At 59.9% G+C, this 20,696-nt stretch carries 21 protein-coding genes and 4 tRNA genes; 12 read left to right on the top strand and 13 right to left on the bottom strand.

Features of this window, described 5'->3' with window-relative positions:
• Positions 1-12: 12 nt before the first annotated feature.
• Together U862_RS0101615 and thiO are read left to right on the top strand one after the other, a co-directional pair.
• Positions 13-414: a type IV pilin protein gene (locus U862_RS0101615; protein WP_025108795.1), complete on the top strand. Its 402-nt coding sequence runs from the start codon at positions 13-15 to the stop codon at positions 412-414.
• A gap of 57 nt (positions 415-471) precedes the next feature.
• Positions 472-1,572: a glycine oxidase ThiO gene (thiO, locus tag U862_RS0101620; protein ID WP_025108796.1), complete on the top strand. Its 1,101-nt coding sequence runs from the start codon at positions 472-474 to the stop codon at positions 1,570-1,572.
• 115 nt (positions 1,573-1,687) lie between these two features.
• Here the strand turns inward: thiO and U862_RS0101625 are convergent, their stop codons facing one another.
• The 4 genes from U862_RS0101625 to U862_RS0101640 all read right to left on the bottom strand — a co-directional run bounded on the left by U862_RS0101625 (position 1,688) and on the right by U862_RS0101640 (position 5,988).
• Positions 1,688-3,034, bottom strand: coding sequence for a sigma-54 dependent transcriptional regulator (locus U862_RS0101625; protein ID WP_025108797.1), 1,347 nt, complete (start codon positions 3,032-3,034; stop codon positions 1,688-1,690).
• Positions 3,031-4,620: a PAS domain-containing sensor histidine kinase gene (locus U862_RS0101630; RefSeq protein ID WP_025108798.1), complete on the bottom strand. Its 1,590-nt coding sequence runs from the start codon at positions 4,618-4,620 to the stop codon at positions 3,031-3,033. Before U862_RS0101630 ends, U862_RS0101625 begins: the two co-directional genes overlap by 4 nt.
• Complete coding sequence (locus U862_RS0101635; protein ID WP_025108799.1) at positions 4,610-4,843, bottom strand: PP0621 family protein; 234 nt, start codon at positions 4,841-4,843, stop codon at positions 4,610-4,612. Before U862_RS0101635 ends, U862_RS0101630 begins: the two co-directional genes overlap by 11 nt.
• Positions 4,844-4,968: 125 nt before the next feature.
• Entirely contained in the window at positions 4,969-5,988 is a 1,020-nt protein-coding gene (locus U862_RS0101640; protein WP_025108800.1) for an outer membrane protein assembly factor BamD, read from the bottom strand.
• 151 nt (positions 5,989-6,139) lie between these two features.
• Here U862_RS0101640 and rluD point away from each other — a divergent pair, with 151 nt between their 5' ends.
• From rluD to U862_RS0101675, 7 genes are all read left to right on the top strand, one after another.
• Positions 6,140-7,102: a 23S rRNA pseudouridine(1911/1915/1917) synthase RluD gene (rluD, locus tag U862_RS0101645; protein WP_025108801.1), complete on the top strand. Its 963-nt coding sequence runs from the start codon at positions 6,140-6,142 to the stop codon at positions 7,100-7,102.
• Positions 7,099-7,821 carry a peptidoglycan editing factor PgeF gene (gene pgeF / locus U862_RS0101650; protein WP_025108802.1) on the top strand — a complete coding sequence of 241 codons (723 nt, stop codon included), beginning with the start codon at positions 7,099-7,101 and terminating at the stop codon, positions 7,819-7,821. Before rluD ends, pgeF begins: the two co-directional genes overlap by 4 nt.
• Before the next feature lie 131 nt (positions 7,822-7,952).
• Complete coding sequence (gene clpB, locus U862_RS0101655; protein WP_025108803.1) at positions 7,953-10,517, top strand: ATP-dependent chaperone ClpB; 2,565 nt, start codon at positions 7,953-7,955, stop codon at positions 10,515-10,517.
• A 296-nt stretch (positions 10,518-10,813) separates the two neighbouring features.
• Positions 10,814-10,889 (top strand) — tRNA-Asn (locus U862_RS0101660).
• Positions 10,890-10,898: 9 nt separating this feature from the next.
• Positions 10,899-10,975 (top strand) — tRNA-Pro (locus U862_RS0101665).
• Positions 10,976-10,980: 5 nt separating this feature from the next.
• Positions 10,981-11,056 (top strand) — tRNA-Lys (locus U862_RS0101670).
• Between the two features lie 97 nt (positions 11,057-11,153).
• Positions 11,154-11,230 (top strand) — tRNA-Pro (locus U862_RS0101675).
• A 178-nt stretch (positions 11,231-11,408) separates the two neighbouring features.
• On the opposite strand, the gene U862_RS0101680 is transcribed toward U862_RS0101675, so the two are convergent.
• The 4 genes from U862_RS0101680 to U862_RS0101695 all read right to left on the bottom strand — a co-directional run bounded on the left by U862_RS0101680 (position 11,409) and on the right by U862_RS0101695 (position 14,146).
• Positions 11,409-12,707 carry an NAD(P)/FAD-dependent oxidoreductase gene (locus U862_RS0101680; protein WP_025108804.1) on the bottom strand — a complete coding sequence of 433 codons (1,299 nt, stop codon included), beginning with the start codon at positions 12,705-12,707 and terminating at the stop codon, positions 11,409-11,411.
• A 63-nt stretch (positions 12,708-12,770) separates the two neighbouring features.
• A complete protein-coding gene (locus tag U862_RS29090) occupies positions 12,771-12,944 on the bottom strand; it encodes a DUF3094 family protein (protein ID WP_003228304.1) in 174 nt (57 codons plus the stop codon).
• 51 nt (positions 12,945-12,995) lie between these two features.
• The gene (locus tag U862_RS0101690; protein WP_025108805.1) at positions 12,996-13,523 is read right to left on the bottom strand and encodes an MOSC domain-containing protein; all 528 of its coding nucleotides are present in this window, start codon (positions 13,521-13,523) and stop codon (positions 12,996-12,998) included.
• The gene (locus U862_RS0101695; RefSeq protein WP_025108806.1) at positions 13,520-14,146 is read right to left on the bottom strand and encodes a DUF1780 domain-containing protein; all 627 of its coding nucleotides are present in this window, start codon (positions 14,144-14,146) and stop codon (positions 13,520-13,522) included. The genes U862_RS0101690 and U862_RS0101695 overlap by 4 nt, the downstream gene beginning before the upstream one ends.
• A 118-nt stretch (positions 14,147-14,264) precedes the next feature.
• On the opposite strand from U862_RS0101695, the gene U862_RS0101700 reads away from it, so the two are divergent.
• Positions 14,265-14,954, top strand: coding sequence for an energy-coupling factor ABC transporter permease (locus tag U862_RS0101700; RefSeq protein WP_025108807.1), 690 nt, complete (start codon positions 14,265-14,267; stop codon positions 14,952-14,954).
• Positions 14,955-15,019: 65 nt separating this feature from the next.
• On the top strand, positions 15,020-15,235 hold the full coding sequence (locus U862_RS0101705; RefSeq protein WP_007909901.1) for a hypothetical protein: 216 nt from the start codon (positions 15,020-15,022) through the stop codon (positions 15,233-15,235).
• A 6-nt stretch (positions 15,236-15,241) separates the two neighbouring features.
• Here the strand turns inward: U862_RS0101705 and yacG are convergent, their stop codons facing one another.
• From yacG to pilB, 5 genes are read right to left on the bottom strand one after another with little or no spacing between them, the layout of a single operon-like run.
• A complete protein-coding gene (yacG, locus tag U862_RS0101710) occupies positions 15,242-15,442 on the bottom strand; it encodes a DNA gyrase inhibitor YacG (protein ID WP_025108808.1) in 201 nt (66 codons plus the stop codon).
• Positions 15,439-16,062, bottom strand: coding sequence for a dephospho-CoA kinase (gene coaE, locus U862_RS0101715; protein WP_025108809.1), 624 nt, complete (start codon positions 16,060-16,062; stop codon positions 15,439-15,441). The genes yacG and coaE overlap by 4 nt, the downstream gene beginning before the upstream one ends.
• Positions 16,059-16,931 (bottom strand): A24 family peptidase, encoded by an 873-nt coding sequence (locus U862_RS0101720; RefSeq protein ID WP_025108810.1) that lies wholly within the window; start codon positions 16,929-16,931, stop codon positions 16,059-16,061. The genes coaE and U862_RS0101720 overlap by 4 nt, the downstream gene beginning before the upstream one ends.
• Before the next feature lies 1 nt (position 16,932).
• Positions 16,933-18,150: a type II secretion system F family protein gene (locus U862_RS0101725; RefSeq protein WP_025108811.1), complete on the bottom strand. Its 1,218-nt coding sequence runs from the start codon at positions 18,148-18,150 to the stop codon at positions 16,933-16,935.
• A 2-nt stretch (positions 18,151-18,152) separates the two neighbouring features.
• Positions 18,153-19,853: a type IV-A pilus assembly ATPase PilB gene (gene pilB, locus U862_RS0101730; RefSeq protein ID WP_025108812.1), complete on the bottom strand. Its 1,701-nt coding sequence runs from the start codon at positions 19,851-19,853 to the stop codon at positions 18,153-18,155.
• Positions 19,854-20,079: 226 nt separating this feature from the next.
• On the opposite strand from pilB, the gene U862_RS0101735 reads away from it, so the two are divergent.
• On the top strand, positions 20,080-20,520 hold the full coding sequence (locus U862_RS0101735) for a pilin (protein WP_025108813.1): 441 nt from the start codon (positions 20,080-20,082) through the stop codon (positions 20,518-20,520).
• Positions 20,521-20,696: the final 176 nt, after the last annotated feature.

A 20,696-nucleotide genomic window follows, 5' to 3' on the forward strand; every position in this document is an offset into this window, starting at 1 on the left:
AGAGTTTGAGGCATGCGCAGATTCAACCGAGGCTTCACCTTGATCGAAATCATGATCGTGATTGCGATCATCGGGATCATCATCACCATCGCTGCACCGAGCTACACCGAGTACCTGAAAAAGGGCCGTCGCGCCGAGGTGGTCTCGCTGCTCTCGGAGCAGGCGCAGATCCTTGAACGCTTCTATACCAAGAGCAACGTCTACACCGGCATTACCGGTTTGAGCACGGGCAATGACTTCTACACCATCACCCCGACGATCGCTGACCAGACCTTCCTGCTGACCGCCACCCGCAAGGCTGGCACGACCATGGCGACCGACAAGTGTGGGGACTTCACCCTGACCAACACCGGCGTCAGAAGCATGAACAACGCTACCACCGGGCTGACCACCAAGGATTGCTGGGGCCGCTGAGGTACTTTCTTTCAGGCGCCTTTTGCGCCCACTGTCTTTTTTACGGTTGGATCAAACATGACCAGGCAACAGCAAGTGGTGATTGTCGGTGGCGGGGTGATTGGCCTGCTGACCGCCTACAACCTCGCCTCCGAAGTGCGCAGCGTGGTGCTGCTGGATCGCTCGAGCGTCGGCCAGGAATCGTCCTGGGCCGGAGGTGGCATCGTTTCCCCGCTGTACCCGTGGCGCTACAGCCCGGCGGTCACCGCGCTGGCGCATTGGTCTCAGGACTTTTATCCACAGCTCGGCGAGCGATTGTTTGCTGATACCGGCGTTGATCCTGAAGTGCACACCACGGGCCTGTACTGGCTGGACCTGGACGATGAAGCCGACGCACTGGCCTGGGCCGAACGGGAGCAGCGTCCGCTGCGGGCTGTGGATATCTCGGCGGCACATGACGCCGTCCCGGTGCTGGGCGGCGGGTTCTCACGGGCGATCTACATGGCTGATGTGGCCAACGTCAGAAACCCACGGCTGGTGAAGTCGCTGAAAGCGGCATTGCAGGCACTGCCTAACGTGACCCTTCACGAGCAATGCGAGGTCAGCGGGTTTGTCCGTGAAGGCGGGCGCGTGGTTGGCGTTGAGACGTCCAAGGGCCTGATCAACGGCGATCAGGTTGTACTGACTGCTGGTGCGTGGAGCGGCGATCTGCTCAAGACGCTCGGCCTGACGCTGCCGGTCGAACCGGTCAAAGGCCAGATGATTCTCTACAAATGTGCGGCGGATTTTCTGCCGAGCATGGTTCTGGCCAAGGGGCGTTATGCAATTCCGCGCCGAGACGGGCACATCCTGATCGGCAGTACGCTGGAGCATGAAGGCTTCGACAAGACGCCGACCGATGTGGCGCTGGAGAGTCTCAAGGCTTCGGCGGTCGAGTTGCTGCCAGCGCTGGCGGATGCCGAGGTGGTGGGGCATTGGGCCGGTTTGCGCCCGGGTTCGCCGGAGGGGATTCCTTACATCGGGCGAGTGCCGGGCTTTGATGGCCTGTGGCTGAACTGCGGGCATTACCGCAACGGGCTGGTGCTGGCGCCGGCGTCGTGCCAGTTGTTCGCCGATGTGATGCTGGGGCGCGCGCCGATTATTGATCCTGCGCCGTATGCGCCAGAGGGCCGCATGTAGTCAGGTATTTCTGTTGAGCCTGGCAGACCGCTTTCGCGAGCAGGCTCGCTCCCACATTGGATTTTGTGAACGACAAAGATCAAATGTGGGAGCGGGCTTGCTCGCGAAGGGGCCCTCAATCCAGACCGAGTTTCTTCAGCCGATAACGCATCGACCGAAATGAAAGACTCAACCGCTGCGCCGCCGCCGTGCGGTTCCAGCGAGTCTCCTCCAGCGCCTGCAGAATCAGCTTGCGCTCGACGTTCTCCAGATAATCCTCAAGGTTGTCGATCTGTGTCAGGTCGGCAATGCCGCCCTCTACCGCGCAACTGCCTTCGCTCAGGCGCAAGTCTTCGGCCTCGATTATTTGGTTTTCGCACAGCGTGTGCGCACGTTCGAGGACGTTCTCCAGTTCCCGCACATTCCCCGGAAAGCGGTAACTCTTTAGCGCTTCAAGTGCTTGTGGGTGCAGGCGTGCTGCCAGTTGGCCGCTACCGCTGGCCAGACGCTGGAGCATATGCGCGGCCAGTACCTCGATGTCGTCGCGCCGTTCGCGCAAGGAAGGCACGCGCAGTTCGATCACGTTCAACCGGTAGTACAGGTCCTGGCGAAAGCGTTCGGCGGCGACTTCCGCGTCCAGATCCTTGTGGGTTGCGCAAAGAATGCGCACATCGACCACTATTTCCTGCTGGCCGCCAACGCTGCGCACGGCTTTTTCCTGAATCGCCCGCAGCAGTTTGACTTGCATCGACAGCGGCAGATCCGCCACTTCGTCGAGAAACAGGGTGCCGCCCTGTGCGGCTTGAAACAGGCCCGGTTTGTCTTCCATGGCGCCGGTGAAGCTGCCTTTGCGATGGCCGAAAAACTCGCTTTCCATCAGCTCCGACGGAATCGCCCCACAGTTGACCGGCACGAACGGCTGATTGTTGCGCGGTCCCTGTTCGTGGATCAGCCGCGCGACCAGCTCTTTGCCGCTGCCGGATTCGCCGCTGATGTACACCGGTGCCTGGCTACGGGCGAGCTTGTCGATCTGTTTACGCAGGTTGCGCATCGGTTGCGAGTCACCCAGCAGCCGTCGGTCGATCGAGGTGACATTGCCGCCGGCGACAGGCATGCGCAGCGCGGTGTTGACCAACTCGCGCAGGCGGGTGAGATCAACCGGTTTGGTGAGGAAGTCGAAGGCTCCGGCCTTCAAGGCGTTGATCGCGGTTTCCAGGCTGCCGTATGCAGTGATCATCGCCACCGGCACTTGCGGATAGCGTTGCTGGATGTGCTGCACCAGTTCCAGCCCCGTGCCGTCCGGCAGGCGCATGTCGGTCAGGCACAGGTCAAACGCATTGCGCTGCAACAGCGCCTGCGCTTCGCCGAGATTGCGTGCACTGAAGGTGTCGAGTTTCATCCGTCCCAGGGTGATTTCCAGGAGTTCGCGGATATCCGGCTCGTCGTCGACGATAAGGATTTTTTGCCGTGGGCTCGTGTTCAACTTTGTTTCCGTCCGTGAGCAAAGGTGATGCGAAAGCAGCCGCCGCCTTGGCGTGGTTTGAAGTCTAGGCGCGCCTGGTTGCTTTCGCACAGCTCACGGGACAGATAAAGCCCAAGGCCGGTGCCTTGGCTGCTGGTGGTGAAGAACGGTTCGAACAGATGCGGTTGCTGATCCAATGGTACGCCGGGGCCATTGTCCTGGACTTCGAGCACTGCCAGCTGGCTGTCAGGATCGATGAACAGCGCCAGCCAGACTTCGGCCGGATCGTGCAGCAGGGCGCTGTGGCGCCAGCCATTGCGTAACAGATTGTCGAGAATTTGCGTGAGCTGGCCAGGGTCCATCAGCGTGACGAAGTCCCCGGAATTGATCCGCAAATGAATCAACTGCCGATCAGTCGCCTGTTCGTGGCTCTCGGCGACGAACTGTTCCAGCCACGGCTTGAGATCCAGCCGTTGCGGGGCACTCTGCTGGCGACGTGACAGTTGCAGAACGTTTTCGATGACTCGGTTCATGCGCTGGGAGTGGTCTTGAATGATCTGCGTCAGACGCCGATCCGCGCTGTCGAGTTCCTCGGACTCAGCCAATAGCTGCGCGGCGTGGCTGATAGCGCCCAGCGGATTGCGGATTTCATGGGAGATGCCGGCGGTCAGGCGCCCGAGGGCGGCGAGCTTGAGCTGCTGGGCTTGCTGCGCGACCTGCGCCAGATCTTCGAGGAACACCAGGGTTTGCTGGTTGGGGCTCTGGTCGAGGGCGATGAAGTTCGGTTGCAGCTCCAGGCCGTTGCCGGGAATTTTCAGGCTCTGTGGGCGCAGGGTCGGATTGTTCATCCACAACTGCAGGCGATCGACCAGCGCGCTGGAGTAGTCGTCGATCAGATGGCCTTCAAGGTGCGACTGGGACAGCAGGCTTTTGGCGCTGTGGTTGGCCAGTTGCACCCGGCGTTGTTCGTCGAGCACCAGAATGCCGGTGCGCATGCGTTGCAGGATCAGGGCGTTGAGGGCTTCGAGGCTGATGACTTCGCTGGCGCGCTGTTCGGCGAGGTGCTCGCTGACTTCCAGACGCCGAACCAGGCCCTGGACCAGCAACGACGCCGCAAAGCACAAGGCACCAAGAGTGCCGGCTTGCAGGTAGTCATTGGCGCTCAGGGGATGGCTGAAACTCAGCAGGAAGCTTGAACCGACAATTCCGAGCGCGCCGATGGCGGCAATCAACAGGCCGATGCGCCGGCGTAGCAGGGTGTTGGCAATCGCTACCGAAACAATCAGCAGGTTGCCGATCGCGCTGGCCACCCCACCCGCCGCGTAGAACAAGCCGCACAGCAGCAGGACATCCACCAGCGCCAGGCTGAACAGTTGCGCCGGACGCCGGGTGTTCTCCAGAAACACTACCAGCAGGATGTTCAACACCAGATACAACCAGCTGCCGCTGCGCAGCAGATCGTCGTCGGCCGACGTCAGCAGGCGGTTGTCCATATTGCTGGAGATCAGCAGCACCAGTGTGATGCCGACGCTTAAACGGTAGAGATGATAAAGGCGCAGCAGGCGCTGGGCCTGTTTGCTGTCGGCGTTGGCGGCCTCAGCGATCACTGGCACCCGGGCCTTGCTCAAGGTGAGCCTGGCTGCAATACCACTGTTGCTGAAGGTTCAGGGCGCGGTCGCGGGGCAGGTGCACGCCGCAATGAGCGCAACGCACCATCGGCGCCGCGTCTTGCTCGCGCGGCGGTTGTGCAGACGAGGCGGGCGCCTTGAATTTGCGCCACAGCCAGACCGCAGCGAAAATCAGGACAATCCAGAACAGTAAACGAAGCATGATGAGCGGCTTTTCGGCTAATGATTCGGCAGTTTAGCCAAGGAGCCGGCAGGCGCACAGACTATTAACGCGCAGCCATAAAAAAGGGAGATCCGCAGATCTCCCTTTTTGTGCTGCCGGTGTGATCAGTCGAACACGCCGAAGGTCATGTAGCTGAACCACGAACGGTCGTCGTTGTTGCCGGCCGCTTGGTGTTCTTCTTCGATCACTTCGCCATTGTCGTCTTTAGGCTTGAGCTCGTTCGGGATCGCGTCTTTGGCGTCCTGGAACTGCTTCTGCACGTCCTGGTTGGCGCGGGTTTCGCCCGGCGGCAGCGGTGGACGCGATTCGATCAGGCCCAGAGTGGCCTTGCTCAGCCACGAGCGGTTGTCGGCTTCGGCAACCGAAGGCACGAACTGACCGTCTTTCAGGCTTGGATGGTTCGGGTAGTTGAGCTTCAGGGTTTCCAGACTGGTGGCAGCCAGTTCGTCCAGGTGCAGACGCTGATAAGCCTCGGTCATTACTGCCAGGCCGTCGCCGACCGATGGCGTTTCCTGGAAGTTTTCTACTACGTAACGGCCACGGTTGGCGGCAGCCACGTACGCCTGACGGGTCAGGTAGTAGTCCGCTACGTGGATTTCGTAGGCCGCCAGCAGGTTGCGCAGGTAAATCATGCGCTGCTTGGCGTCCGGCGCGTAGCGGCTGTTCGGGTAGCGGCTGGTCAGCTGGGCGAACTCGTTGTACGAGTCGCGAGCGGCGCCCGGGTCACGCTTGGTCATGTCCAGCGGCAGGAAGCGCGCCAGCAGGCCGACGTCCTGGTCGAACGAGGTCAGGCCCTTGAGGTAGTAGGCGTAGTCCACGTTCGGGTGCTGTGGGTGCAAACGGATAAAACGCTCGGCGGCGGACTTGGCAGCTTCCGGCTCGGAGTTTTTATAGTTGGCATAAATCAGTTCAAGCTGTGCCTGATCCGCGTAGCGACCGAACGGATAGCGCGACTCCAGAGCCTTCAGCTTGGCTGTGGCGCTGGTATAGCTGTTGTTGTCCAGATCGGTCTGAGCCTGCTGGTACAGCTCGGCTTCGCTCAGGTTTTCGTCTACGACTTCCTTCGATGAGCAAGCAGCGGTCAATGCGAGGATGGCGATCAGCAGCAGGTGTTTCACTTGCATGGCGGCTTGCGTCCCTATGACGGCCGCTGTCTTGGGCGGGGCCGTCCTGTTATGATGAGCGCCCCGTTGAAAAGCCTCGGGGCAAAAGACGCCGTATTTAACCACAAGCGCGCAGCCGAAACCAAAGGCTGTGCCGACGCCCAGTCAGAGCATGTCCGATAAAATTGAACTTCGCGCAGAGGTGCCGTCCGATTTGGGCGGCCAACGCCTCGATCAAGTCGCCGCCCAACTCTTCGCTGAGCACTCACGCTCGCGCCTTTCCGCCTGGATCAAAGAAGGTCGCCTGACTGTGGACGGGGCGGTCATCCGCCCGCGCGACATTGTGCATGGCGGTGCCATCCTTGAGCTGACTGCCGAGCAGGAAGCCCAGGGCGAGTGGATCGCCCAGGACATCGAACTCGACATCGTCTATGAAGACGTCGACATCCTGGTCATCAACAAGCCTGCGGGCCTGGTGGTGCACCCGGCTGCTGGCCACGCTGATGGCACCTTGCTCAACGCCTTGTTGCACCACGTGCCGGACATTATCAATGTCCCGCGCGCCGGTATCGTGCATCGTCTGGACAAGGACACCACCGGTCTGATGGTGGTAGCCAAGACCATTCAGGCGCAGACCAAGCTGGTTACTCAATTGCAGAGTCGCAGCGTGAGCCGGATCTACGAGTGCATCGTGATCGGTGTGGTGACGGCCGGTGGCAAGATCAACGCCCCGATCGGTCGTCACGGCCAGCAGCGCCAGCGCATGGCGGTGATGGAAGGCGGCAAGCCTGCCGTCAGCCACTACCGCGTGCTGGAGCGTTTCCGTTCGCACACCCATGTGCGGGTGAAACTGGAAACCGGTCGCACCCACCAGATCCGTGTGCACATGTCGCACATCAACTTCCCGTTGGTCGGCGATCCGGCGTACGGCGGTCGTTTCCGCATTCCGCCGGCGGCGAACCCGACGATGGTCGAATCGCTCAAGCATTTCCCGCGTCAGGCCCTGCACGCGCGCTTCCTCGAACTGGATCATCCGACGACCGGTGAGCGCATGAGCTGGGAATCGCCGCTGCCGGAAGACTTCGTCTGGCTGCTGACCCTGCTCAAGCAGGATCGCGAGGCATTCATCGGATGAACTGGCTGACGCCGGACTGGCCCGCGCCGGCCAGCGTCAAGGCCTGTGTCACCACCCGCGAGGGCGGTGTCAGCGAGGCGCCGTTCGACAGCCTCAATCTGGGCGATCATGTTGATGATCGTCCAGAGGCTGTGGCCGAGAATCGCCGGCGTCTGACCGATTACTTCTCTATACAGCCTGCCTGGTTGCAGCAAGTGCACGGGATTGCCGTGGCCCATGCTGATCCGGGCGTGGTAGCTACCGCCGACGCCAGTTGGACGGACACCCCGGGCGTTGCCTGCGCAGCGATGACGGCAGATTGCTTGCCGGCATTGTTCTGCGATCGTGCAGGCACTCGCGTGGCGGCGGCTCATGCCGGTTGGCGCGGGTTGGCGGCCGGCGTGCTCGAAGCCACGCTCGACACATTGGATGTTCCCGCTGCAGAAGTACTGGTCTGGCTCGGTCCGGCCATCGGCCCGAAAGCCTTTGAAGTCGGCCCGGAAGTACGGGAAGTCTTCGTCAATCAACTCGCTGAAGCGGCATCCGCCTTCGTCCCAAGCCACAATGCTGGCAAGTTCATGGCCGACATCTACCTGCTGGCGCGCCTGCGTCTGGCTGCACGGGGTGTCACTGCTGTTTATGGCGGTGGTTTCTGCACCGTGACCGATCCACGCTTCTTCTCTTATCGCCGTGCGTCGCGCACCGGCCGTTTCGCCTCCCTGATCTGGCTCACCCTCTAGACTTGCCTGACCTGAATCAACTCTCCGACGCTTGAATCTTCCAGAATCGACCGCATCTATAGCGGTATCTGGCAGGTTTCTTTATTCAGGATGGTTTTTTAGGTCCGGCCTGCTCAAAAGGAAGGTGACCCATGCGTATAGACCGTTTAACCAGTAAATTACAGTTAGCCTTGTCCGACGCCCAATCCTTGGCCGTCGGCCACGATCATCCGGCCATCGAGCCGGCGCATTTGATGCAAGCCATGCTTGAACAGCAGGGTGGTTCGATCAAACCCCTGTTGATGCAGGTGGGCTTCGACGTCAACAGCCTGCGCAAAGAGCTGACCAAAGAGCTCGATCAATTACCGAAAATCCAGAACCCGACCGGCGACGTCAACATGTCGCAGGATCTGGCGCGCCTGCTCAATCAGGCCGACCGACTGGCCCAGCAGAAGGGCGACCAGTTCATTTCCAGTGAGCTGGTGTTGCTCGCGGCGATGGACGAGACCAGCAAACTCGGCAAGTTGCTGCTCGGTCAGGGTGTGAGCAAAAAGGCCCTGGAGAACGCGATCAACAATCTGCGTGGCGGCGAAGCGGTTAATGACGCCAACCACGAAGAGTCGCGTCAGGCGCTGGATAAATACACCGTTGACCTGACCAAGCGCGCCGAAGACGGCAAGCTCGATCCGGTGATCGGCCGTGACGACGAAATTCGCCGCACGATTCAGGTTCTGCAACGCCGCACCAAGAACAACCCGGTACTGATTGGCGAGCCTGGCGTGGGTAAAACCGCGATTGCCGAGGGGCTGGCTCAGCGCATCATCAACGGCGAAGTGCCGGACGGCCTCAAGGGCAAGCGTCTGCTGTCGCTGGACATGGGCGCGTTGATTGCCGGTGCCAAGTATCGCGGTGAGTTCGAAGAACGCCTCAAGGCGCTGCTCAACGAGCTGTCGAAGCAGGAAGGGCAGATCATTCTGTTCATCGACGAACTGCACACCATGGTCGGCGCCGGTAAAGGCGAAGGCTCGATGGATGCCGGCAACATGCTCAAACCGGCACTGGCGCGCGGCGAGCTGCACTGTGTCGGCGCGACCACGCTCAACGAGTACCGCCAATATATAGAGAAGGACGCGGCCCTCGAGCGACGCTTCCAGAAAGTCCTGGTGGACGAGCCGAGCGAAGAAGACACCATCGCCATTCTGCGTGGCCTCAAAGAGCGTTACGAGGTTCACCACAAGGTGGCGATCACTGACGGCGCGATCATCGCAGCGGCCAAGCTCAGCCATCGCTACATCACTGACCGGCAGTTGCCGGACAAGGCCATCGACCTGATCGACGAGGCCGCCAGCCGTATCCGCATGGAGATCGACTCCAAGCCGGAAGTGCTGGATCGTCTGGAGCGCCGCCTGATTCAGTTGAAGGTGGAATCCCAGGCGCTGAAGAAAGAAAGCGATGAAGCGGCAATGAAGCGCCTGGAAAAACTTCAGGAAGAAATTGTCCGCCTCGAGCGTGAATACTCGGATCTGGAAGAAATCTGGAACTCGGAAAAAGCCGAGGTGCAGGGTTCTGCACAGATTCAGCAGAAGATCGAACAGTCGCGTCAGGAATTGGAAGCCGCACGCCGTAAAGGTGACCTCAACCGCATGGCTGAATTGCAGTACGGGGTGATCCCGGACCTGGAGCGCAGCCTGCAAATGGTCGACCAGCACGGCAAGAGCGAAAACCAGTTGTTGCGCAGCAAGGTGACCGAAGAGGAAATCGCCGAAGTCGTTTCGAAGTGGACCGGCATTCCGGTATCGAAAATGCTCGAAGGCGAGCGCGACAAGCTGATGAAGATGGAAAGCCTGTTGCACCAGCGCGTGATCGGCCAGGACGAAGCGGTAGTGGCCGTGGCCAACGCCGTACGGCGTTCCCGTGCCGGGTTGGCGGACCCGAATCGTCCGAGCGGTTCGTTCATGTTCCTCGGCCCGACCGGTGTCGGTAAAACCGAGCTGTGCAAGGCGCTGGCCGAATTCCTCTTTGATACTGAAGAGGCGATGGTGCGGATCGACATGTCCGAGTTCATGGAGAAACATTCCGTGGCGCGGCTGATCGGTGCACCACCAGGCTACGTGGGCTACGAGGAGGGTGGTTATCTGACCGAAGCGGTACGCCGCAAGCCGTACTCGGTGATCCTGCTGGACGAGGTCGAGAAGGCGCACCCGGATGTATTCAACATTCTGCTACAAGTGCTCGAGGATGGTCGTCTGACTGACAGTCACGGACGTACGGTGGACTTTCGCAACACCGTGATCGTCATGACCTCGAACCTCGGATCGTCGCAAATCCAGGAATTGGTCGGTGACCGTGAGGCGCAGCGTGCAGCGGTGATGGATGCGCTGACCAGTCACTTCCGCCCCGAGTTCATCAACCGGGTCGACGAGGTGGTGATCTTCGAGCCTTTGGCGCGGGATCAGATCGCAGGCATTACCGAGATCCAGCTGGGCCGTCTGCGCAGCCGTCTGGCCGAGCGCGAGCTGAAGCTGGAGCTGAGCCCGGAAGCGATGGACAAGTTGATTGCTGTGGGTTACGACCCGGTTTATGGCGCACGTCCACTCAAGCGTGCGATCCAGCGCTGGATCGAAAACCCGTTGGCGCAGTTGATCCTGTCAGGGCACTTCATGCCTGGCGACACGGCAACCGGCAAAGTGGTGAACGACGAAATCGTTTTCGGCTGAGCGGCAAAGCCAATGAAATAAGGAAGGCCTCGCTTTGCGAGGCCTTTTTTTCGTTAGGCTGTTGAACTCTAAGGAAAAGGCTTGTAAAGTGCGCCCCGCAGTCAGTCACCGGCAGCGTTTCAACTCACTGGGTTGAAAACTGAAATAAGTTGCAAATCATTAACTTGAAAGCAATTTAGGGGGTTGACAGAGGTGTTCTAGGTTGTAGAATAGCGCGCCTCAGACACACGAACGCAGCGATGCGAACGAGTGGCTAGATGCAGTAAGTTTCACCGTTGTAAATTGAAATATGTAGTTCCGTGATAGCTCAGTCGGTAGAGCAAATGACTGTTAATCATTGGGTCCCAGGTTCGAGTCCTGGTCACGGAGCCAATTTCAAGCCGGGGTATAGCGCAGTCCGGTAGCGCGCCTGCTTTGGGAGCAGGATGTCAGGAGTTCGAATCCCCTTACCCCGACCATTTTTGGGTCGTTAGCTCAGTTGGTAGAGCAGTTGGCTTTTAACCAATTGGTCGTAGGTTCGAATCCCACACGACCCACCATTTTTGAAACCAGTTAGCGCTGGGATCGAATCTTAAGATCAGAGGCCAAAAGCGCTGATCGAAGAAGGCGATCTTTGAAAGGTCGCCTTTTTTTTACCGGGGTATAGCGCAGTCCGGTAGCGCGCCTGCTTTGGGAGCAGGATGTCAGGAGTTCGAATCCCCTTACCCCGACCATATTAAAAATCCTCGTATCGAAAGATACGGGGATTTTTTTTGCCTGCGAAATATTGAACTGCACCGCAGAAACAAATGTGGGAGCGGGCTTGCTCGCGAAAGCGGTGTATCAGTCATGAATGAATTGACTGACCCACCGCAATCGCGAGCAGGCTCACTCCTACAGGGTTTACGCCAATCAGTGCAGCTTCAGGCGTGGCTCGGTCCCGCGACCGATCTTGCTGCCCAGCATCAGCATCGCCGTGCGGAATGGCCCGTACAGCGCCATCTGGTGCATGCGGTACAGCGACACATAGAACATCCGCGCCAGCCAGCCCTCAAGCATCACGCTGCCGGTCAGGTTGCCCATCAAGTTACCCACAGCCGAAAAACGTGACAGCGAAATCAGCGATCCGTAGTCGGTGTACTTGTACTCCGGCAGGGATTTGCCCTCGATGCGCAGTTTCAGCGATTTGGCGAGCAGAGAAGCCTGCTGGTGCGCGGCTTGCGCACGTGGCGGGACGTTTCGGTCCGAATCCGGTTGCGGGCACGCGGCGCAGTCGCCGAAGGCGAAGATGTTTTCGTCGCGGGTGGTCTGCAGCGTCGGCAGCACCTGTAGCTGATTGATGCGGTTGGTTTCCAGGCCGTCGATGTCCTTGAGGAAACCTGGCGCACGAATACCCGCTGCCCAGACTTTCAGGCTGGCCTTGATCTCGTTGCCATCGGCGGTGATCAGGCTGTCGGCGGTGACTTCGCTGACCGACGCGTTGGTCATCACATTGACCCCGAGTTTCTCCAGCGTCTTGTGCACCGGGCCGCTGATGCGCTCCGGCAGGGCTGGCAGCACCCGTGGACCGGCTTCGATCAGGGTGATGTGCATGTTTTCCGGTTTGATTCGGTCCAGACCGTAGGCCGCCAGCTCGTGCGCGGCGTTGTGCAGTTCTGCCGCCAGTTCGACGCCAGTGGCGCCGGCACCGACGATGGCCACGCTGATCTGCTCGACCACATCGGTCTGCCCGGCGTGGGCGCGCAGGTAGTGGTTGAGCAGTTGCTGGTGGAAACGCTCGGCCTGTTTGCGGGTGTCGAGGAACAGGCAGTGTTGCGCTGCACCCTGGGTGCCAAAGTCGTTGGTGGTGCTGCCGACGCTGATGACCAGCGTGTCGTACGGCACTTCACGGGCCGGGACCAGTTCTATGCCGTTCTCGTCGTAGGTGGCCGCCAACTGGATTTTTTTCTGCGCGCGATCAAGCCCGCTCATGCGCCCCAACTGGAACTCGAAGTGGTTCCATTTCGCTTGGGCAACATAGTTGAGTTCGTCTTCGGAAGAGTTCAGCGATCCGGCGGCCACTTCGTGCAGCAGTGGTTTCCAGATGTGCGTCAGGTTCGCGTCAACCAGCATCACACTGGCGGTGCCGCGTTTGCCCAGGGTCTTACCCAGACGGGTAGCCAACTCCAGACCGCCGGCGCCGCCGCCGACAATAACAATACGATGGGACATGGGGATAACTCGCAAGGTTTTTAAAGGAAATCGGTGCGGTTACCCGAGCGAGCGCAAGGCAGCTCATAGCGTCAGGTAACTGATAAGTCGGCTCAGCAGGCCCAGACCAATGGTCACTGCCAGCACCAGCACCAGGAGCATCCACGGCCGGAAAGGCCGGCGCTCGACACGGTGTTGGGACAACTGCAGGTACTCTTCGACATGTTTCTGGTCTTCGGGGTTCAGGCGGCTGGTCATAAAGGCCTCGTCAGGTAGACGTTGCTGAAGGTTGGGAAGCTACAGCGGTTTTTATCCCGGGTTGAACGCAGCATAGCCACTGGTCGGAACCGGTTCGACAGAAACACCGTCGTCGAGGCGAATGATCCCGCTTTGTAACACTCGCGCGGTAATTCCGCCATGCCCGCGCACCGCTTGAAAGGTGCCGGGGCCGAGGTTGTTTTGCAGGCGCGCGCAGGGCTGACACCAGCCGGTAGTCTCGAAAATCGCCTGGCCAATGCGAAAGCGCCGACCCTTGAGACTAAACAGATTGATACCGCTGATGACGAGATTGCGACGCAGATCTTCAGGCCTCACGGGTTGATCTTCAGACCGGCCCAGCAGCGCATTGATGACCGCCAGGTGTTCGAACTGAATCAGTGTCACTTGCCGCGCGTTACGCACCCCCGGGCGGGCGTGATCGCCAGTCAGTCCGGCTTCGAGCCGCGCCTCGACGGCATCGAGTTCGAGCATCGGGCCACGGGACTCCGGGCGTACGCCGATCCAGCGCACACGGCCGGTCTGCGGTACGTCGGCAATCAACTGCTGCAGCGGCGTCACAGGCTGATCCCGACATCGAAGACGATGCTGCGCCCCAGGTTGCTGCGCAGGAAATCCGGCGCATCAGGATGGGCAAACAGCACCCGGGCGAAGGTCGGGCCGACCAGCGACAGCGAACGCCAGCCCTGGCGCAGATATTCGGTTGGCGGCGGGAAATGGCTGTTGAGGTCCAGCACTTCACGCTTGAGGCTGGCGAAGGCAATGATGTCCAGCTCACCCAGGTCCATGCCACGCTCTTTGTAGTTATGCGCCTTTTTGCGCAAGGTCGGGGCCAGTCGCAACAGAAACTCGTTGGCCGGGATCCGCCGTGGCTTGGCTTCACGACGCACCAACTGGCTGAGAGAAAACGCGCTGCGCCGCCGCTGCAGTTCGTCGCGCCATTCGTCGTTGAGCCGCCGCCCCTCATCGAGGACGAAGAACACCTCGAAGTTGGCGTCGCGAAACAGCACGTCCGGCGGCTCGCCAGCGGGCGCGAACTCATCGACGCGGTAGGGAATGTTCAAGCCTTGCAGCAGGCGTTGGCAGACCCAACGCTCACGCTCCCACTTGCGGGCATTGGACAGGAACGCGTTGGCTTGCTCGGCCGCGATGGTCAGCAGGCGTAAATAATCTGAGTCATCCATAAGCCCAAGCTTAGCGTTCAAATGCGACAAACAGTAAGCGTTGCATCGGCTGATGCTCTCAGGGCGGCGGTGTAGACTGCGACGAAGGATATAAACCCACGGAAAAAATGAGGGAAAGATGATCGGTGCCGAACTGTTGTCATCCACGAGCCTGACGCTCGGTTGGCTGATTTACCTGCCAGTGCTGGTCTGGGCGATCTGGCGCGCGCCGTGGGTCGAGTTGTTCAGTGACAGTCGTCGGCAACATTTGCTGTTTGGCACCGTGTTCACGTTGTTCCTGCTATGGATGGTGCGCAGGGATTTCGACACCGGGGTTTCTTACCACTTCATCGGCATGACTGCGGTGACGCTGCTGCTGGACTGGCCGCTGGCGATTGTCGGTGGCCTGGTGGCGCAGCTCGGGCTGGTATTGCTCGGTCGTCAGGATCTGGTGGCGCTCGGGGTCAACGGTACGCTGCTGATCCTGTTGCCGGTGTTGATCACCGAATGCGTGGCGATCGTAGTCGAACGCGCCCAGCCGCGTAATCCGTTTGTGTATATCTTCTGTTCCGGATTCTTTGCGGCGGCGTTGTCGGCATTGTTGTGTCTGGTGCTGAGCCTCGGCCTGCTCTGGTACGACGGCTTGTTCGCCATGCCGGAATGGCTGGAAGACTTCATTGGCTATCTGTGGCTGCTGATCTTTCCCGAGGCGTTTATCAACGGCATGGTGATCAGCGCGCTGGTGGTGTTCAGCCCCGAGTGGCTAGAAACGTTCAACCGCACCCGCTACCTTTCGGCGCCCTGGAAGGACGACGATCCCAAGTCTTGATCCACATCAAATCCGCCCCCCTCGTGGCATTTCATGCTCGGCCAAATCCCTTCAGGAGCAGTGGCATGAGTGTGTATGAGTGGGCGAGGCAGGAAACGCGGCAGAGTCTGGACATGGCACAGGAGGTGGGCTTCGATCCGGGCCTGAGCCTGCGCGCCTTGCTCAGTGCGGTGGTGCAACAGAGCAAGGCCGTGCGCAACGCCGAAGACCTGGCCGACGAGTTGCGTTTTCTCGCGGAAAACCTCGACGACGATCAGGACTACGGCTTCATGCGGCCCTGATTGTGATCAGTGGCGCGGGTCGAAATCGCCGGAGAACATTTCGTCTTCGGCATCCGGGGCCACCGGAATCTTGTGCTCTTCGGACGCCCAGGCGCCGAGGTCGATCAGTTTGCAGCGGTCGGAGCAGAACGGGCGAAACGTGTTCTCGGGGATAAATTCCACGGGAGCGCCACAGGTTGGGCATTCTACGGTCGGGATCGGGCTCATGACTGGCCTCCGGATAAAGTCAGGTAAAAGTGATGCAGACGTTCGACTTCGCTGTGCAGCCAGGCGAGGTCGCGGTCGTTGACCACCACATCGTCGGCACGGCTCACGCGGTCTTCGCGGCTTGACTGGGCCTTGAGGATCGCCTGGACCTGCTGTTCGCTGGTCTGGTCACGCTGCAAGGTGCGTTCGATCTGCAGTTGTTGCGGGGCGTCGATCACCAGGATGCGTTGGGTCATCGCGTATTGCCCGGATTCGATCAACAGTGGCGAAACCAGAATCGCGTAAGGCGATTTTGCCAGCGCCAGGTGATGGGCGATTTCCTCGGCGATCAACGGATGCAGCAAGGCTTCGAGCCAGCGACGTTGCTCCGGTACCTCAAAGATCAGTTGGCGCAGGGCGGCGCGGTTCAGCGTGCCGTCAGCCTGCAACACGTCCTGGCCGAAGTGCTCGGCAATCTTCGCCAGCGCCGGACGCCCCGGCTCGACCACCCAGCGCGCCGCATGGTCGGCATCGACCACATGGATTCCGAGGTCGATGAAATGCTGGGCCGCAGCGCTTTTGCCGCTGCCGATGCCGCCGGTCAGGCCGAGGATCCAGGGTTTTTCCACAGGGGTATTCATTTCAAACCGACAAACTGCCAATAGAAGTCGGTTATTTGACCACCCCAGAGCAAGGCAATCCAGCCGGCAATTGCCAGATAGGGGCCGAAGGGGATCGGCGTCGAGGTTTTCTGCTCGCGCAGACGTAGCAGAATCACCCCGACAACCGCGCCCACGAGCGATGACAGCAGGATTGTCAGCGGCAGGATCTGCCAGCCGCCCCAGGCTCCAAGCAGCGCCAGCAGCTTGAAATCGCCATGGCCGATGCCGTCCTTGCCGGTCAGCAATTTGAACAGCCAGAACACCGACCACAACGCCATATAACCGGCCACTGCGCCCCACAGTGCTGCGTGCAACGAGACGAACAGTCCGAAACTGTTGACGATCAGACCCAGCCATAGCAACGGCAGCACCAGCACATCGGGCAGCAGTTGATGTTCGATGTCGATCAGGCTCATCGCCAGCAGCCCCCAGGTGAGGACGATCAACAGACCGGCCGGCCAGCCGAAACCCAGATGCCAGGCGACAAATGCCGAGAGCAGGCCGCAGGCCAGTTCGGTCAGGGGATAACGTTTGCTGATGGGAGCGCTGCACGCCGAACAGCGCCCGCGCAGGAGCAGATAGCTGAGCAGCGGAATGTTCTCCCTCGCACGAATCCGGTGGCCGCAGTGTGGGCATTCGGAGTGCGGCAGCATCAGGTTGTAGGTCGGCAGCGGCGTATCGCCTGGTAGGCCGAGGACATCCTGTGCCTGCTGGCGCCAATCGCGTTCGAGCATTTTCGGCAGACGCCAGACCAGCACGTTGAGAAAACTGCCGACCACCAGACCCAGCAACAGTGCGGTGGATACAAAGGCCAGCGGATACAGACTGAAAAGTTCGTCGATAGGCATGTCAGATCGCTGAGCCGAGTTGGAAGATCGGCAGATACATGGCCACGACCAGACCGCCGACGATGACACCGAGCACCACCATGATGAACGGCTCCATCAGGCTGGTGAGGTTGTCGACCATGTTATCCACTTCACCCTCATAAAAACCGGCAACTTTGTCGAGCATGTCATCCAGTGCACCCGACTCCTCGCCGATGGCGGTCATCTGCACGGCCATGTTGGGAAACACCCCGGTGCTGCGCATCGAAAAATTCAGCTGCATGCCGGTGGCGACGTCCTGCCGGATGCGCAGCACCGCGCGCTTGAACACCACGTTGCCGGTGGCCCCGGCCACCGAATCCAGCGCCTCCACCAGTGGCACGCCAGCGGCGAAGGTGGTCGACAGGGTGCGGGCGAATCGCGCCACCGCCGACTTGTACATCAGTGTGCCCACCAGCGGCAGTTTCAGTAGCCAGGTGTCTTTGCGGTCGCGCAATGCCTGGGATTTTTTCAGCGCGTGACGTGTACCGAAAAATACGCCAACCAGTGCGCCAAGCACCGCCCACCACCATTGCTGCATGAATTCGGAGATGCTGATCACCATCAGCGTGAAGGCGGGCAGCTCCGCGCCGAAGCCGGAAAACACCGCCTGAAACTGCGGCACCACTTTCACCAGCAAAATCCCGGTGACCACCATCGCCACCAGCACCACGGCGGTGGGGTAGGTCATGGCTTTCTTGATCTTGGCCTTCAGCGCTTCGCTTTTTTCTTTATAGGTCGCGACCCGCTCCAGCAACGTGTCGAGCGCGCCGGACTGCTCGCCGGCATCCACCAGGTTGCAATACAGCTCATCGAAATACTGCGGTTTCTTGCGCAGGGCGGTAGCGAAGCTGTTGCCGGCGGCGACTTCCTGCTTCACCTCGTCCACCAGTTTGCGCATCGCCGGGTTGTCGAAGCCTTCGCCAATGATGTCGAACGACTGCAGTAGCGGCACACCGGCCTTCATCATGGTCGCCATCTGGCGGGTGAACAGCGCGATGTCCTGGGCCTTGATGCGTTTGCCAAAACTCAGCAAGGAGGCAGATTTTTTGCGCACCTTGCCGGGGTTGATCCCTTGCTTGCGTAGCTGGGCCTTGATCAGCGCGGGGTTCTGCCCGCTCAATTCGCCAGTGACCTTGCTGCCTTTGCGGTCTGTGCCTTCCCAGGCGTAGATGCTGATTTTCGCTGCCTTGACCGCCATGTTCAGTCCTTGGTGACCCGGTTGATTTCTTCCAGGCTGGTGATGCCTTGCATGGCCTTGTGCAGGCCTGAGGTGCGCAGGTCGTCGAAACCGTCGCGACGCATCTGGCTGTCGATTTCCAGCGAGTTGCCTTCGGCCATGATCAGCCGTTGCAGCTCGGGGGTGTTTTTCACCACTTCATAAATTCCCACGCGTCCCTTGTAGCCGCCGTTGCAGAGGTCGCAACCGACCGGCTCATAGATCGTGAAACTGCCGATCTGTTCCTCGGGAAAACCTTCCTTGATCAGTGTTTCGCGGGGGATCTCGATCGGTTTCTTGCAGTGACTGCACAGCTTGCGCGCCAGGCGCTGGGCGATGATCAGACTTACCGAGGTGGCGATGTTGAACCCGGGGATGCCCATGTTGTGCAGGCGGGTCAGGGTTTCGGCGGCGCTGTTGGTGTGCAGCGTGGACAACACGAGGTGGCCGGTCTGCGCGGCCTTGATCGCGATCTCGGCGGTTTCCAGGTCGCGGATTTCGCCGACCATGATCACGTCCGGGTCCTGCCGCAGGAACGAACGCAGGGCCTGGGCGAAATCCAGCCCCTGTCTGGGATTGACGTTGACCTGGTTGATGCCTTCCATGTTGATCTCCACCGGGTCTTCGGCGGTGGAAATGTTGATGTCCACGGTATTGAGAATATTGAGCCCGGTGTACAGCGACACGGTTTTCCCCGACCCGGTCGGGCCGGTCACCAGAATCATCCCCTGCGGCTGCTTGAGCGCGGCCATGTACAGGTCTTTCTGTGCCGGCTCGTAACCCAGGGCATCAATGCCGATCTGTGCGCTGGACGGGTCGAGAATCCGGATTACCACTTTTTCGCCCCACAGGGTGGGCAGGGTGTTGACCCGGAAGTCGATCGACTTGCTCTTCGACAGGCGCATCTTGATTCGCCCGTCCTGAGGTTTGCGTCGTTCCGAGATGTCGAGACTGGCCATGACCTTCAGACGTGCAGCGATACGGCCGGCCAGCTGGATCGGCGGCTTTGCGACTTCGCGCAGGATGCCGTCGGTGCGCACCCGCACCCGGTAGTTTTTTTCGTAGGGTTCGAAGTGCAGGTCGGATGAGCCACTCTTGATCGCGTCCAGCAGCATCTTGTGCACGAAACGCACTACCGGGGCGTCATCGGCATCGAGTCCGCCGATCGCATCCTGTCGGTTGTCGTCCATCGACTCGACATCCACGCCGTCGAGGTCGACGTCGGCCATCTCTTCCAGGCCGCTGGTGTGGGTGTCGAAAAATTTCTCGATGGCGTCGGTGAGCTTGTCGTCTTCTACCAGGATGGCTTCGGTGCTCAACCCGGTGCTGAACTGGATGTCATTGATCGCCTGGTGATTGCTCGGGTCGGAAATGCCCACGAACAGCTTGTTGCCGCGCCGCCACAAGGGCAGGGCGTGGTGCTGACGTACCAGCTTCTCACTGACCAGGCCTTTGGGCTGGGTCTCCTTGTCCAGGCCATTGAGGTCCATGAACGCCATGCCGAAATGCTCGGAGGCAATCTCGGCCACCTGTGAGCTCTTCACCAGTTTGTTCTGTACCAGGTAGCTGACCAGCGACAGGCGATTGCGCTGCGCCTGTTGCCAGGCCTGCTGGGCGCTTTTTTCCGTAAGCAGTTCAGCCTGGACCAGTTGCTTGGCCAGTCCGCTCAGAGCGATGTCATTCATGGGGATTCCGCACGCTTGCTGTTCATGACTTATAGCCTAGTCAAGTGACAGCGCCAAACACGTCGGGTGCAGGTGACAAAAAGTGTCAGATAGTGCGGTTAGCGGTTGTAGGAAGCTGCCTTGCACTGCGTTAGTGCCCAGTCTGTGGGGCTGGCAGCGGGTTGGCATGGGCTGTGCTGAGTCCATTGCAGATCATGAGATTCCGACTCATGCATGGAGCGTGTCTATGAAAAAACAACAGGGCTTTACTCTGATCGAGCTGCTGATCGTCGTGGCGATCATCGGCATTCTGGCGACCATCGCCTTGCCGCAATACTCCAAGTACCAGGCACGTTCGAAAGTAACGGCAGGTCTGGCGGAAATCAGCGCGCTCAAGGTGCCGTTCGAAGACACGATCAATCAGGGCACCGACCCAACGCTGACACTCGTGGCCGGTAGTGCTGCCGCCACTACCTCCAACTGCACACTGGCCGCCTCGGGTACCGCATCCACCGGTGCTGGCACGATTACTTGCACGCTGGTGAACGCACCGGGTCCGGTGCTGGGTAAAACCATCACGCTCACCCGTACAGGGGCTGCGACTGGCAACACCTCCGGCACCTGGAGCTGTGCATCGACCGTCAACCCGGACTATGCGCCTAAAGGTTGCCCGGGCAGCGGTGCCTGATTGAGTCAACAAGCGTCATGAAATGCCCCGCCATGCGGGGCATTTTTTTGTTTTCAGGCTTTGCAAAAAGCTTCAGGAATTTCAGCGTGTTAGGAACTTTCCGAAAAGCCGCAACTTGCATGTCGATAATTCACATGTCATGCAAATTGCATGATTCCGAAAATTTGCATAATTCA

This window comes from Pseudomonas sp. H1h (assembly GCF_000633255.1).
Lineage (GTDB): Bacteria > Pseudomonadota > Gammaproteobacteria > Pseudomonadales > Pseudomonadaceae > Aquipseudomonas.

Bases quoted from the DNA above. Each gene is read 5' to 3' on its own strand.
- U862_RS0101615 (WP_025108795.1), top strand. From the start codon at position 13: ATGCGCAGATTCAACCGAGGCTTCACCTTGATCGAAATCATGATCGTG.
- thiO (WP_025108796.1), top strand. From the start codon at position 472: ATGACCAGGCAACAGCAAGTGGTGATTGTCGGTGGCGGGGTGATTGGC.
- U862_RS0101635 (WP_025108799.1), bottom strand. From the start codon at position 4,843: ATGCTTCGTTTACTGTTCTGGATTGTCCTGATTTTCGCTGCGGTCTGG.
- U862_RS0101640 (WP_025108800.1), bottom strand. From the start codon at position 5,988: ATGCAAGTGAAACACCTGCTGCTGATCGCCATCCTCGCATTGACCGCT.
- rluD (WP_025108801.1), top strand. From the start codon at position 6,140: ATGTCCGATAAAATTGAACTTCGCGCAGAGGTGCCGTCCGATTTGGGC.
- pgeF (WP_025108802.1), top strand. From the start codon at position 7,099: ATGAACTGGCTGACGCCGGACTGGCCCGCGCCGGCCAGCGTCAAGGCC.
- clpB (WP_025108803.1), top strand. From the start codon at position 7,953: ATGCGTATAGACCGTTTAACCAGTAAATTACAGTTAGCCTTGTCCGAC.
- U862_RS0101680 (WP_025108804.1), bottom strand. From the start codon at position 12,707: ATGTCCCATCGTATTGTTATTGTCGGCGGCGGCGCCGGCGGTCTGGAG.
- U862_RS29090 (WP_003228304.1), bottom strand. From the start codon at position 12,944: ATGACCAGCCGCCTGAACCCCGAAGACCAGAAACATGTCGAAGAGTAC.
- U862_RS0101695 (WP_025108806.1), bottom strand. From the start codon at position 14,146: ATGGATGACTCAGATTATTTACGCCTGCTGACCATCGCGGCCGAGCAA.
- U862_RS0101700 (WP_025108807.1), top strand. From the start codon at position 14,265: ATGATCGGTGCCGAACTGTTGTCATCCACGAGCCTGACGCTCGGTTGG.
- U862_RS0101705 (WP_007909901.1), top strand. From the start codon at position 15,020: ATGAGTGTGTATGAGTGGGCGAGGCAGGAAACGCGGCAGAGTCTGGAC.
- yacG (WP_025108808.1), bottom strand. From the start codon at position 15,442: ATGAGCCCGATCCCGACCGTAGAATGCCCAACCTGTGGCGCTCCCGTG.
- coaE (WP_025108809.1), bottom strand. From the start codon at position 16,062: ATGAATACCCCTGTGGAAAAACCCTGGATCCTCGGCCTGACCGGCGGC.
- U862_RS0101720 (WP_025108810.1), bottom strand. From the start codon at position 16,931: ATGCCTATCGACGAACTTTTCAGTCTGTATCCGCTGGCCTTTGTATCC.
- U862_RS0101725 (WP_025108811.1), bottom strand. From the start codon at position 18,150: ATGGCGGTCAAGGCAGCGAAAATCAGCATCTACGCCTGGGAAGGCACA.
- pilB (WP_025108812.1), bottom strand. From the start codon at position 19,853: ATGAATGACATCGCTCTGAGCGGACTGGCCAAGCAACTGGTCCAGGCT.
- U862_RS0101735 (WP_025108813.1), top strand. From the start codon at position 20,080: ATGAAAAAACAACAGGGCTTTACTCTGATCGAGCTGCTGATCGTCGTG.